Consider the following 12,537-nt stretch of genomic DNA (forward strand, 5'->3'; position numbering starts at 1 on the left):
ATCGCACCGCAAAATAAACAGTTATGAAATTTATGATCATTTTCTGGACACTCTACATGCTTTTTTTCTGCATACCGTTTCCGATCTTTATTTATATGACGACTTCGGAAATAACAACGGAACCGAGAAATACATTGGCAGTGAGCTATGTATATCTCGGTTTTTCTTTGCTGATATGGCTGTATGTTTTAACTTTTCTCATCAATAATCTTCTTATTAAAACCTTTAAGGAAAAAAATACCATCAGCCATATTGTGCAAAACGGACTTCCGAGGGAAGCGGAAATTACAGACTATAAGCTTGTAAAATATAATGCCGGAACCAATATTAATCTCATCCATATTGTGCTTTCTTTTCAGAATCTCAGCAATACGCCGATCCGGCACGAAATGATGTTCTATGATACAAAACCTCAGGAAAAAAGATTTGATATTGGAAAAACGGTTAAGGTACTTCTGAATCCCGATACTTCAAAAGAACCCTATTTTATTTTAAGCGGCATGCAGACGAAGTTTAAAGTTAAAAATATGATCTTAAGAATCGTATTTTTGGTTTTCATGATTGCTTATGTCATAGGACTTTACAGCTATTTTTATCTCAGGGAATCCTTTGATTTCGGATGGAGGTTCCTTACTTTTATGCATCCGATTATTTTCAGCGGCTTTATGTTTCTTTTAACCTTATTGGTATACAAGCTGATCGTTGGAAAATTTGTGAAGAATAAAAAAGAAGAAGAGATCCTGTTTGCCGGGAGAAGTGCTCAGGCAGAAATTATCAGTGTCAGCCAAACCGGCCTGACGGTGAATGATCAGCCTCAGATCATGTTTCAGGTAAGTTTTAAAGATACTAAAGGAGCGGAACACATTACAACTTACAAAAAAATTGTACGGCTTCTTGATCTTTCCTCTGTCCCAAAACAGGGAACCGTGGAAATCCTGTACAACGAAAACGATCCTAAAAAAATAACGATACCGGGAATTTAGAATATTGTAAAAAATAGAATAATAAATATTCCGAATCCAGGTAAAATAAAAAAGCGGATTGGCCCATTTGCTTTCTCCGCTATTTTTAGTTTATGTTTTTTATTTACTCTTTCTCCTGAAAAACAGTGCCCTTCCATACTCATAATTCATCCGGGCGATATTCAGCACAGAAATTCCCTGAGGACATTCCACCTCGCAGGCTTCTGTATTGGAGCAGTGCCCGAAAAGTTCGTGATCCATCTGGCTGACCATATTCAGGACACGTTCGCTTCTTTCCTCCTTACCCTGAGGAAGAAGGACCATATGGGTGATTTTCGCAGAAGTGAATAAAGCAGCACTTCCGTTTTTGCAGGTCGCTACACACGCACCACATCCGATACAGGCCGCAGAGTCAAAAGCTTCTTCGGCTGTTTGGTGAGTAACTGCTATGGCTGTGGCATCAGGAGCCTGGCCTGTATTCACGGATACAAATCCGCCTGAAGAAATAATTCTGTCAAAAGCCGACCGGTCTACTTTAAGGTCTTTCTTTACCGGAAAAGCCTCTGCCCGGAAAGGTTCGATCAAAATAGTTTCACCGTCTTTGAAAGACCGTAAGTGAAGCTGGCAGGTCGTTGTATTTTTTAAAGGTCCGTGGGCAATTCCGTTAATCATCATGCCGCACTGTCCACAGATTCCTTCACGGCAGTCGTGATCAAATTCTACAGGCTCGTCACCTTCCGTAATGAGTTTTTCATTTAAAGTATCCAGCATTTCCAGGAAAGACATGTGAGGGTTCAGTTCTTTCAGGTCATAACTGACCAGTTTCCCTTCGCTCTGTCTTTCTTTCTGTCTCCATATCTTAAGATGTAAATCCATAATTTCTGTTTTTTATTTGTAACTTCTTACCGTAGGCTGTATTTCTTCAAATATCAGGGGCTCTCTAATCAGTTCAGGTTCGGAATTTTCACCTTTCCATGCCCATGCGGAGATAAACTGATATTCGGCATCATTTCTTAACGCTTCACCGTCCGGGGTTTGGAATTCTTCCCTAAAATGGGCACCGCAGGACTCATTTCTGGTTAAAGCATCATAGCACATCAATTCCCCGATCTCGAAATAATCGGCTACTCGGCCTGCTTTTTCAAGTTCCGAATTCATTTTGTCTCCCTGTCCGGAAACCCTTACATCCCTATAGAATTCCTGTTTTAATGTTCTTATTTCTTTTATCGCGTATTTCAAGCCTTCTTCATTCCTTGCCAGACCGCAGTAGTCATATAAAAGCTTTCCTAAAGTTTTGTGGAAATAATCAACCGTTTTGGTTCCTTTAATACTGATAAAACCTTGGATCTGTTCTTTCACCGCTTTTTCTGCCGTTTCAAATTCAGGAGCATCCGGTGAAATTTTCCCGGTATGGATCTCATCAGCCAGATAATTGGCAATGGTATAAGGGGCAATAAAATAGCCATCTACGGAAGCCTGCAGGAGGGAATTGGCTCCCAGTCTGTTGGCTCCGTGATCTGCAAAATTAGCTTCTCCCAAAGCAAACAGTCCCGGAATAGTGGTCATCAGCTCATAATCTACCCACAGGCCACCCATTGAAAAGTGGGCGGAAGGGGAAATCATCATCGGTTCATTATAGGCATTGTATCCTGTGATCTTAAGGTACATATCAAATAAATTTCCGTATTTCTCCTGGATCTTTTCCTTTCCCTGTTCTCGTATCGCTTTGGAAAAATCAAGATAAACAGCATTTTTCAGAGGTCCGATTCCAAAACCTGCGTCAATTCTTTCTTTGGCGGCACGGGAAGAAATATCTCTTGGAGCCAGGTTTCCAAAAGCAGGATACCGGCGTTCCAGATAATAATCTCTTTCGTTTTCCGGAATATCATTGGGCGGTCTTGTTTCATCAGCTTTTGAAGGAACCCAGATCCTTCCGTCATTACGCAATGATTCTGACATCAGGGTTAATTTGGACTGATAATCTCCCGATTGCGGAAGGGAAGTAGGATGTACCTGAATCCAGCTCGGGGAAGCCATTAAAGCTCCTTTTTTGTGAGCCCGCCAGATCGCAGAACCGTTACAGCCCATTGCCAGGGTTGACAGGTAATAAATCTTTCCATACCCTCCGGTTGCAAGAATCACAGCATGTGCAGCATGTCTTTCAATTTCCCCGGTATCTAAATTTCTGACAATAATTCCTCTTGCTTTGCCATCGATCATGACCAGATCAAGCATTTCATGTCTTGAATACAACTGTACGGTTCCTTTTCCCACCTGTCTCATCAGCGTCTGATAGGCTCCCAGAAGCAGCTGTTGCCCGGTTTGTCCCCTTGCATAAAACGTACGGCTCACCTGAACCCCACCGAAAGAACGGTTGTTAAGATAACCACCATATTCACGCCCGAACGGAACACCCTGTGCTACGGCCTGATCGATAAGGTTTAAAGAACATTCTGCCATACGGTAGACATTGGCTTCGCGGGCTCTGAAATCTCCGCCTTTGAGTGTGTCTGCGAACATTCTGTAAACGCTGTCGCCATCATTTTTATAATTTTTAGCGGCATTCACGCCTCCTTGCGCAGCTACGGAATGGGCTCTCCTCGGACTGTCCTGGAAACAGAATGATTTCACATTGTAACCCATTTCACCCAGAGAAGCGGCAACAGAGCTTCCTGCAAGCCCGGTTCCCACGACAATAACGTCCAGTTTTTTACGGTTGGCAGGATTAACGAGCTTGGCTTTCTTTTTATAATTATCCCATTTTTGTTCCAATGGGCCTTGAGGTATTTTTGAATTTAAAATCATAACTTTTCTGTTTAACGGGCAGTGAAAAATACATAAACGGGCATCAGCGCAAAGCCTATGCTGATAATGACTGAATAGACAATTCCGGCTGTTTTGAACCATTTGACAAACTTAGGATGATATAATCCCAGCGTCCGGGCCGCACTGTGAATTCCGTGGATCAGATGATAACATAAAGCTCCCATTGATACTACATAAATAATCACATACCACCATTCTTTGAAAACCGTTACGACAAGAATGTACAGATCCTTATTACCGTTGCTGTCGAGTGGAGGGTTTCCAAATTTGTAGACGTACCAGAAATTCTGGAAGTGAATCACCAGGAAGATCAGGATCAGTGTCCCTAAAATTCCCATATTGCGGGAATACCATTTACTGGCTCTGCCACGCCTTTCTGACTGGTAACTGCCTCCCGCCTTTTTATTTTTTAAAGTAATGGCCAGTCCGTCAACTGCATGCAGAATAATACTTGCATACAGAACGTATGAAACTATTTTGATCAGAATATTTCCGGACAGAAAATGCGAATAGGCATTAAACTGCAGGTGCGCTTGCTCCGGCGGAAGAAACAGCTGGAGGTTTCCCAAGAAATGGATCAGCAGGAAGAAGCTCAGGAATAATCCTGTAAGGCACATCAGCATTTTTCTTGACAAGGTTGACAGCATATTTTTTATTTAATTGATTAATAATATCCTAAAACTTTCATCCATAGTCCTCCGACTACCATATAGATGATGAGTAACACGATTCCGATTTCAAGACCTCTCAGCCACCATGCTTTCAGTTCAACATAGCCACTTCCGTAGAATACCGGGGCAGGGCCGTGGCCGTAATGGGTGAGTACTCCATAGATTGATCCTAAGAAACCAAGCATCATCGCCAGTAACATGGGTGGAATTCCTAAAGAAACACCAACTCCTAATAATGCTGCATACATGGCTGCCACGTGAGCAGTTGCGCTCGCGAAAATATAGTGGCTGAAGAAATAAACGACAATGATCACCGGAAAGGCTACCTGCCAGCTTAATCCGCCTATTTTTACTTTGATCAGATCACTGAACCAGCCAATGAAACCGAGCTCATTTAAAGAACTCGCCATCATTACGAGAACTGCGAACCAAACGATGGTATCCCAGGCTCCTTTTTCCCCTTTAATATCTTCCCACGTCAGTACTGAAGTAAGAAGTAACATTGTCAATCCGATGAAAGCCGTAGTGGTAGCATCGATAGAAAGCGCTCCTCCGAATATCCAAAGGGCTAATAGGATGAAGAATGCCAATAACATCAGCCATTCATTTCTGGAAATAGGTCCCATTTCTTTTAATTTCTGAGCGGCCATTTTTGGAGCATCTCCTGTTTTTTTCAATTCAGGCGGATACAATTTGTATAAAACCAAAGGAACAACAAAGAACGCAACCAATCCCGGAACGAAGCCGGCTGCAGCCCATGACATCCAGGTGATATTGATTCCTAAATTCGCTGCAAATTTCTGACACATCGGGTTACTTGCAGTTCCGGTAAGGAACATGGATGATGCAATAAGATTCATATAATAACTGTTCAGGGTAAGGAAAGAGCCCAGTTTTCTGTGGGTTTCCGGTTTTTCAGGAACAGAGTCGAAACTTATGGCCATAGACTTCATGATCGGATAAATGATTCCACCACCTCTTGCAGTATTACTCGGAATAGCTGGAGCTAAGCATACATCTGCAAGTCCAAGCCCGTAAGCCAGTCCCAATGAGCTTTTTCCGAATATTCTGATGAATAAAAACGCAATCCGGTTTCCCAATCCGGTTTTGATAAATCCTCTGGCAATAAAGAATGAGATCCCGATGAGCCAAATTACTTTATCTCCGAATCCTGAAAGTGCTTTTGTGATGGATTTTCCTGCGTCTCCGGGAGCTACAACCTGTGTAAGTGCTGTAAATGCAATGGCCATCATACACATGGTGCCCATAGGCGCTGCTTTGAGGATAATCCCTAATATGGTTGCTGCAAAAATAGCAAACAGCTGCCAGGCATTCTCGGCGACACCTTCCGGAGCGGGAATAAACCATATGACCAGCGCAACGGCAAACGTTATCGCGATATTTCTGATATTAATTTCTTTCATGATCTATAAATCTTTAAGTGGTTAAAATCTACTTTGTACCTGAACAATGAACAGATTGTTATTGTATTGTGATGTGTTTTCTACCTGATGCTTGTAACGGTCAAACTGTACACCCAGCTGGATTCTTGCACCATAGTTTTTCAGGAATTCCAGTCCGAACATAGGTGTAATGGTCTGTCTTGGATTGGAGTTCAGCCTGAAATTGGTATCCAGATATTCATACCGGCATGACAGCTCGAAGGCACTGAGGTTTTTGTGATTGACCTCGTATCTTACATTCGGAAGGAAATAAGCCCCACGGATCAGGTACTGGTCAGGATTCGAAGGTCTGAGCTCAGGATCGATCGTGTTGTAAAGGACATGGTTGGTTGCCTGTTTGGCTTCCAGCTGCATGTCCAGACTCCATTTCGGGTCAAACTGGATCAGCGAGCTGAGGTCAATTCCTACTGCATATACTTTTTTACTTAAAACTTCACCGAAACCTCCGTTAAGTCCGACATTGAAATTATATTTTTTAGACAGTCCAAAAACCAGTCTGGTAGAATACTGCTTCCCGTTATCATTGTCATTGATCTGATTCTTTCCGTTCCCATTAACGACTGAAACCGCATACTGGAAAGGAATTTTCCCCAACTGAAGCTGCCCGGTAGCAGAAAGACCGATCTGGAAGCTCGTCCAGCCCAGTTTCCCGAATTCCGTATACTGATTGGACCAATCCAGAGACTTGATGATGTCGATAGGATACGTTTCCTCAATTCCGAACCAGGGCCTGAACTGACCGACAGTAAATGCCAATTTAGGGTTGAAGGTATATTTCAGGTAAGCATTTTCAAGGACTCTGCTTTTTGGGTCGTTTTTAAAGTCAGCGAAATTGGCCAGTGCCACAACTTCTGTTCTTTTGCTGATTTGTGCACGTACCTGAACCCTCATATATTTGAGCATAAAATTGTTACTGGTTCCTGATCCGTCCGCATGATGCAGGCCATTTACATCGACATCATCAGTCATGCCTACCAGATAGCGTGCCTGAAAAAGTCCTTTAATCTGAAGTACAGGATATTTCACATGATCTTCTTCCTGTTTATCGGAGCGGAGTGAATCCTGGATCTGAGCATTGGCTGAAAAGGCAGCCAGTAAAACGCAAAGTAGCAGGCTTCTCTTTTTTTGTGAAAAAAAGGTCATAGTATTGGTGTTAATAAGTTATTATTTGAAATTCTGACAATTTGAAAGGTGCTGACTCCAATTTATAGAATGAACAGCGATAGCATCTTTATGGTCTTTGTGGACTTTCTTTATATTGGCCTCGTAACAGGTCCCGATTACGGATAGGCAGGTAGGATTGATAATAATTAAAGGGAACTTTTTCATAGACGTGTTATTTGAATTTAAATGAAGGCTTCATTGAAAATAATGTAAAAAAGATCAATATTTTCTAAACGTATTCATTATTTAGTGATATAAATTTAATAAATTTTGCTTAATTAACATAATTATTTCAGGTATTAATCCGAAATTCATGCAATGAATCATGATCAGAAAATTAAACTTGACTGATTGCGAAATTTTTAATATATTATAAATGAAAACCTGTTAATATTTTGAAAAAGAAAGGGTATTGGTTCTGGAATTCAGCAGGTTCCAGTTTATCGGTTACAGGGGCAATGATGTTTCAGAACATCGTGATTTAGTACCACAAAGTAATATGCCGTTAAAAAAATCGTTATCTTTGATAGATCAAATAAATATATGAATTTTGTAGAGTGTCATGAGGAACCCATCCATATTCCTGGGTATATACAAAGTTTTGGATACCTGATTGGCATTGATGCAGAATCTCAATCCATCACTTTTTTCAGCCGGAATATCACGGATATATTCAGAGTCGGAAATGCAGAACTGCTTTTCGGAAAGAACCTTGTGGATTTTCCTGAAATCTTCCGGACGGTTATCGACTCCGATCTTTATACTTCTCTGCACGATTTTACAAGAAGAGAAAATGAAACCCATTTCGATAAAGTATTCATAGGGGAAAAAGAATATCATTTTTCTGTTTTCAGAAGCGGTAAACATATTTTCCTTGAATTTGAGGCGGTACTGAAAAATCCCAATAAGCGAATTTCTAATAAGTATGACAATTTTTATGTCATAGATAATGAGAAAGAACTGTGGGAACAATTGCTAAGTACACTTTCTAAAATTGTGAATTATGACCGGATGATGGTTTATAAATTTATGATGGACGGCTCGGGGAAAGTGATTGCAGAAAGGAGGAAGGATAATATGGAAAGCTATCTGGGGCTTTATTACCCTGAATCTGATATTCCAAGGCAGGCCAGAGAGCTTTACTTAAAGAAAAGGAAAAGAATATTCAGTAATGTATATTCCGAAACGGTTCCGCTTCTAAGCAGAACAGATGAAAATATTGACCTTACTTTTGTAGCTTCAAGAGGAATGTCACCTATTCATGGGCAGTACATTAAAAATTCGGGAGCTTCATCCAGTTTCAGTGTTTCTATTATTATTGAAGATCACCTTTGGGGACTCGTTACCTGCCAGAACTCGGAGGCTAAGCATATTGATCTTGAAGACAGGGTACAGGCGGGGATCTTTACTGCTCTCGCTTCCAATGCCTATTCTTCATTCAAATCTAAAAATGAACTGAAATACCGTCTGGAGCTGAACGAAAAATCGTCACAGCTGAAAGCGGAGTTCTTGAAGCATAACAATCTTTTTGATTCTCTTGCAGATAATAAAGGAAAGATCAGAAAACTGCCTGAGGCAGACGGTTTAGCTATTGTTTCGGAAGGGAATACGGTCACTGTAGGGGTAGTTCCTGAAAACAGTATGATTGATGCAATTGCACATTGGGCTCTTGAAAATACTGCTGAAAGTATTTTTGTGAGCAGAAGCTTCCTTAAAGATTATGGAGAGGAATTAAAACTTGATGAGAATGCAGCCGGAATCATTATTTATTTTATTGAGAGAAGTAAAAAAGAAATGCTGATCTGGTTCCGTAAAGAGTTTGACGAACATATCGACTGGGCCGGAAATCCTGAGAAGAAAACAGAAGTACTCTTGCAGGACGGTAAGGAAATACAGACGGTTTCGCCAAGAACCTCTTTCCAGATTTTTACAGAAAACATCAAAGGAAATTCAAAGAGATGGAATTCCAGAGACATTATTTCGGTACAGGCCGTCCGCGATGTGATCCTGGAAACCTCACATAAACAGTACAACGCAATCAAAGCGCTGAATAATGAACTGAGAAAGGTAAATGAAGAGCTAGACAGTTTTTCTTACACGATCTCTCATGATCTGGGTACCCCTTTGACCGTTATGAAGCTGAATGCACAGATGCTGCTTTCTAATTTTGAAAAAACGGAAAAAAATAAAAATAAGCTGAATTCTATTGTTGAAGAAATCGACAATATGGCAGAAATGATGCATGATGTACTGCAGCTCAGCCGTGCCAAGCACAGCGAGATAGAGCTGGAACGCCTGCAACCCCTGAATATGATCCAGAAGATATCGGAAAATGCAAAGATTACCTTCGACAGTCCGAAAAGCATAATCACTATTAAGGAGTGCCCAGAGGTACTTTCGGATAAAACGATGCTTCACCAGGTATTTTTAAATATCATCAATAATGCGGTGAAATATTCTTCTCATCAGGAAGAACCGAAAGTGGAAATCCAGGGAACTGAAGAAGGCGAAACTGTGGTGTACAGGATTTCAGATAACGGGATTGGAATTCCGGAGCAGGAAAAGCATAAAATGTTCAAGATATTCAACAGGATGGATAATGCCAAAACATTCAAAGGAAATGGTATAGGACTCTCTATTGTACACAGGATTATGAAGCGTATCGGAGGAAATGTGGATTATGAAAGCAATAAAGGGGGAACTTGTTTTATTTTAACGTTCAAAAAACCCTAAATTTGGGAAACTTAAATCCTTATTTATGGTATCAGAATATCTTAAGCAAAATACGGCGGAATATCACAATGCAGCAGAAAAACTTTTCAATTCTGAAAAAATTTTTAACAAGACCTTTACTCTGGAAGATTATAAAAAGATCATCAATACGAATTATCTGATGCTTCTTCATAGTGAAGATAAAATATTCAGAAGCCTTTCCGGTAAGTATTCGGAAAAGCTTCAGCTCAACAACAGAAAGAAGCTTTCCCTTATTGAAATGGATCTTGAAAGCCTTTCTCTGAAAAACCAGGATGCCTCCCATAATCTTGAGTTTGCCAACGAACATGAAGCGTTGGGAGCAATGTACGTGATCGAAGGTTCTACCTTAGGCGGAAATGTGATTGCGAAACAGCTTTCTAAAACAGAAGGTTTTGATGAGGTGACCTTCAATTTCTTCGGATGTTATCAGGAAAATACGGGATCGATGTGGAAAAGCTTCAAAGAGGTTTTAGATACTGAAGTCACCGAGAAAAATTACCATGAGGTCCTGTCAGGAGCAAAAAAGCTATATACGTTTTTACTGAACGTCAATTAATTTCATTGAACCCTAATTAAATTCCTGAAAAATTGCCCACATTTTCAGGAATTGTTAAATTTGGGCGTTTCAATTTTTAGACTAAACTAAAAAATAATTTAAAAAAAGTATACAATATGAAAGTAACTGTAGTAGGTGCAGGCGCTGTAGGAGCAAGCTGTGCAGAATACATCGCAATGAAAAACTTCTGTTCAGAAGTAGTTTTAGTAGACATTAAAGAAGGATTTGCTGAAGGTAAGGCAATGGATTTGATGCAGACTGCATCGCTTAACGGATTCGATACAAAAATTACCGGAACAACAGGAGATTATAGCAAAACTGCAGGTTCTCATGTAGCAGTGATCACTTCAGGTATTCCAAGAAAACCTGGAATGACAAGAGAAGAACTTATCGGTATCAACGCTGGTATTGTGAAAGAAGTTACTGAAAACTTAGTAAAAAATTCTCCGGAAGTTATTATCATCGTAGTTTCTAACCCAATGGATACTATGGCTTATCTGGTACACAAAACTTCAGGTCTTCCTAAGCACAAGATCATCGGAATGGGTGGTGCATTAGACTCTGCAAGATTCAAATACAGATTGGCTGAAGCATTGGAAAGCCCTATCTCTGACGTAGACGGTATGGTAATCGCTGCACACAGTGACACAGGAATGCTTCCATTATTAAGCAAAGCGACAAGAAACGGAGTTCCTGTAACTGAATTCTTAGATGATGAGAAACAAAAATATGTAATCGAAGAAACAAAAGTAGGAGGGGCTACATTGACCAAATTATTAGGAACTTCAGCTTGGTATGCGCCGGGTGCAGCTGTTTCTGTAATGGTTCAGGCGATCGCTTGCGACCAGAAAAAAATGATCCCTTGTTCTTTAATGCTTGAAGGGGAATACGGACAAAATGATATCTGCTTAGGGGTTCCAGCTATCATCGGGGCAAACGGAGTAGAGAAAATTGTGAATGTAACGCTTACTGCTGATGAGCAGTTGAAGTTTGCTGAAGCAGCCAATGCTGTGAGAGAAGTGAACGGAGATCTTAAGTTTTAATAAGATTTAACTTTATATAAGACTCAGCGCGGCCGAAGGCCGCGCTGAGCTTTTTATTCCATAATCAATCTCACATTTCTTATCTTATTGGTGTTTGTTTATAAAATGCCAAACTGCATTCACAAACTCCCTGTTTTTTTCATAATACAGAAGATGTCCACCATCAATAGAAATCACCTTCTGATCCGGAAACTGAAAGGTTTTGTAATGCTGCGTTCCTACGGCTTTATCTTTTTTCCCTGTGATAATTAATACTGGAACATGAATGTCTTTTGTAACCGGCGCATAATCGGTATAATATTCCGGAAATTCTTTAGGTTTCGAGATCACGGCCATGCCAAAATCTATGATCCTGGGATGAAGGGAATCTATTTTGTCCATCTGTTTAATGGTTTCAATATCCTCGGTCAGAAATTTATATCCGATTCTTTTCTTTCGTAATGCCGAACTTATTTTCGAAAGTTCCGTAGAAAGACTGTCTTCAGGAACAGCTTTATTGGGTTGCTGAAGAAGGCTGTTTCCATATTCGATCTGTTCTTTCAAAGATTCGTTATTCAGGAAATGAAGGGTAATATTGGACAGGATGAGTCCTTTGGTATGCTGAGGATATTTTTTAGCATAATTCACAGCGATAATTCCTCCGAAAGAATGAGCCAACAGAAAAACTTTATCAAGCTTCAGATGCTGTCTCAGCTCTTCAATATCCTGAATCATTGCATCCAGATGATAATTTTCTGATTTTTCCGACTCGCCGGATCCACGCTGATCCATATAAACCATCTGCATGTTTTTCTCCAGGGCATTTCCTCCTAAGAGTTCAAATGACGGATATCCCTGCCCCGGACCTCCCGGAACATAGATGCAGGCTTCTCCTTTCCCGGAAATTTTGTATTTAATCCTGACGTGATCTGACGTTTCAAAGAAATGATCAGAACTTGGCTTCTGAGCTTTGACAGTAGCCAGAGAGATGATGATAAATATAAATAATTGAATGGTTTTCATATAATAATAACAGCTGAAAGATAGTATTTATTACTTTAGAGACTAATAACCTTTGGTTTATAAAAAAGCAGGCCCAATACTTGAACCTGCTGTGAT

At 40.4% G+C, this 12,537-nt stretch carries 10 protein-coding genes; 4 read left to right on the forward strand and 6 right to left on the reverse strand.

The window, feature by feature from the left end; all coding sequences use genetic code 11:
• The first annotated feature begins 23 nt into the window (after positions 1 to 23).
• Positions 24 to 983, forward strand: a complete 960-nt coding sequence (locus AC4IFE_RS00545) for a hypothetical protein (protein ID WP_490754040.1) — start codon at positions 24 to 26, stop codon at positions 981 to 983.
• A 99-nt stretch (positions 984 to 1,082) separates the two neighbouring features.
• On the opposite strand, the gene AC4IFE_RS00550 is transcribed toward AC4IFE_RS00545, so the two are convergent.
• From AC4IFE_RS00550 to AC4IFE_RS00570, 5 genes are read right to left on the reverse strand one after another with little or no spacing between them, the layout of a single operon-like run.
• Entirely contained in the window at positions 1,083 to 1,838 is a 756-nt protein-coding gene (locus tag AC4IFE_RS00550) for a succinate dehydrogenase/fumarate reductase iron-sulfur subunit (RefSeq protein WP_490754041.1), read from the reverse strand.
• 12 nt (positions 1,839 to 1,850) lie between these two features.
• Entirely contained in the window at positions 1,851 to 3,767 is a 1,917-nt protein-coding gene (locus tag AC4IFE_RS00555) for a fumarate reductase/succinate dehydrogenase flavoprotein subunit (protein ID WP_490754042.1), read from the reverse strand.
• Between the two features lie 11 nt (positions 3,768 to 3,778).
• Entirely contained in the window at positions 3,779 to 4,435 is a 657-nt protein-coding gene (locus tag AC4IFE_RS00560; protein WP_490754044.1) for a succinate dehydrogenase cytochrome b subunit, read from the reverse strand.
• 17 nt (positions 4,436 to 4,452) lie between these two features.
• The gene (locus AC4IFE_RS00565) at positions 4,453 to 5,883 is read right to left on the reverse strand and encodes an anion permease (protein ID WP_490754045.1); all 1,431 of its coding nucleotides are present in this window, start codon (positions 5,881 to 5,883) and stop codon (positions 4,453 to 4,455) included.
• A 21-nt stretch (positions 5,884 to 5,904) separates the two neighbouring features.
• Positions 5,905 to 7,065: a porin gene (locus AC4IFE_RS00570; protein ID WP_490754046.1), complete on the reverse strand. Its 1,161-nt coding sequence runs from the start codon at positions 7,063 to 7,065 to the stop codon at positions 5,905 to 5,907.
• A gap of 564 nt (positions 7,066 to 7,629) precedes the next feature.
• Here AC4IFE_RS00570 and AC4IFE_RS00575 point away from each other — a divergent pair.
• The 3 genes from AC4IFE_RS00575 (at position 7,630) to AC4IFE_RS00585 (ending at position 11,439) form a co-directional block, all read left to right on the forward strand.
• Positions 7,630 to 9,819 carry an ATP-binding protein gene (locus AC4IFE_RS00575; RefSeq protein ID WP_490754048.1) on the forward strand — a complete coding sequence of 730 codons (2,190 nt, stop codon included), beginning with the start codon at positions 7,630 to 7,632 and terminating at the stop codon, positions 9,817 to 9,819.
• A gap of 25 nt (positions 9,820 to 9,844) precedes the next feature.
• Positions 9,845 to 10,396 (forward strand): biliverdin-producing heme oxygenase, encoded by a 552-nt coding sequence (locus AC4IFE_RS00580; protein ID WP_490754049.1) that lies wholly within the window; start codon positions 9,845 to 9,847, stop codon positions 10,394 to 10,396.
• Between the two features lie 116 nt (positions 10,397 to 10,512).
• The gene (locus AC4IFE_RS00585) at positions 10,513 to 11,439 is read left to right on the forward strand and encodes a malate dehydrogenase (RefSeq protein WP_307212803.1); all 927 of its coding nucleotides are present in this window, start codon (positions 10,513 to 10,515) and stop codon (positions 11,437 to 11,439) included.
• 84 nt (positions 11,440 to 11,523) lie between these two features.
• Here the strand turns inward: AC4IFE_RS00585 and AC4IFE_RS00590 are convergent, their stop codons facing one another.
• Positions 11,524 to 12,441: an alpha/beta fold hydrolase gene (locus AC4IFE_RS00590; protein ID WP_490754051.1), complete on the reverse strand. Its 918-nt coding sequence runs from the start codon at positions 12,439 to 12,441 to the stop codon at positions 11,524 to 11,526.
• Between the last annotated feature and the right edge of the window lie 96 nt (positions 12,442 to 12,537).

The sequence above is a fragment of the Chryseobacterium sp. UF-81 genome, from assembly GCF_058245105.1.

What these genes read in the sequence shown, in the direction of transcription:
- AC4IFE_RS00590 (WP_490754051.1), bottom strand. Translation starts at nt 12,441, where the DNA reads ATGAAAACCATTCAATTATTTATATTTATCATCATCTCTCTGGCTACT.
- AC4IFE_RS00550 (WP_490754041.1), bottom strand. Translation starts at nt 1,838, where the DNA reads ATGGATTTACATCTTAAGATATGGAGACAGAAAGAAAGACAGAGCGAA.
- AC4IFE_RS00580 (WP_490754049.1), top strand. Translation starts at nt 9,845, where the DNA reads ATGGTATCAGAATATCTTAAGCAAAATACGGCGGAATATCACAATGCA.
- AC4IFE_RS00545 (WP_490754040.1), top strand. Translation starts at nt 24, where the DNA reads ATGAAATTTATGATCATTTTCTGGACACTCTACATGCTTTTTTTCTGC.
- AC4IFE_RS00565 (WP_490754045.1), bottom strand. Translation starts at nt 5,883, where the DNA reads ATGAAAGAAATTAATATCAGAAATATCGCGATAACGTTTGCCGTTGCG.
- AC4IFE_RS00585 (WP_307212803.1), top strand. Translation starts at nt 10,513, where the DNA reads ATGAAAGTAACTGTAGTAGGTGCAGGCGCTGTAGGAGCAAGCTGTGCA.
- AC4IFE_RS00560 (WP_490754044.1), bottom strand. Translation starts at nt 4,435, where the DNA reads ATGCTGTCAACCTTGTCAAGAAAAATGCTGATGTGCCTTACAGGATTA.
- AC4IFE_RS00575 (WP_490754048.1), top strand. Translation starts at nt 7,630, where the DNA reads ATGAATTTTGTAGAGTGTCATGAGGAACCCATCCATATTCCTGGGTAT.
- AC4IFE_RS00555 (WP_490754042.1), bottom strand. Translation starts at nt 3,767, where the DNA reads ATGATTTTAAATTCAAAAATACCTCAAGGCCCATTGGAACAAAAATGG.
- AC4IFE_RS00570 (WP_490754046.1), bottom strand. Translation starts at nt 7,065, where the DNA reads ATGACCTTTTTTTCACAAAAAAAGAGAAGCCTGCTACTTTGCGTTTTA.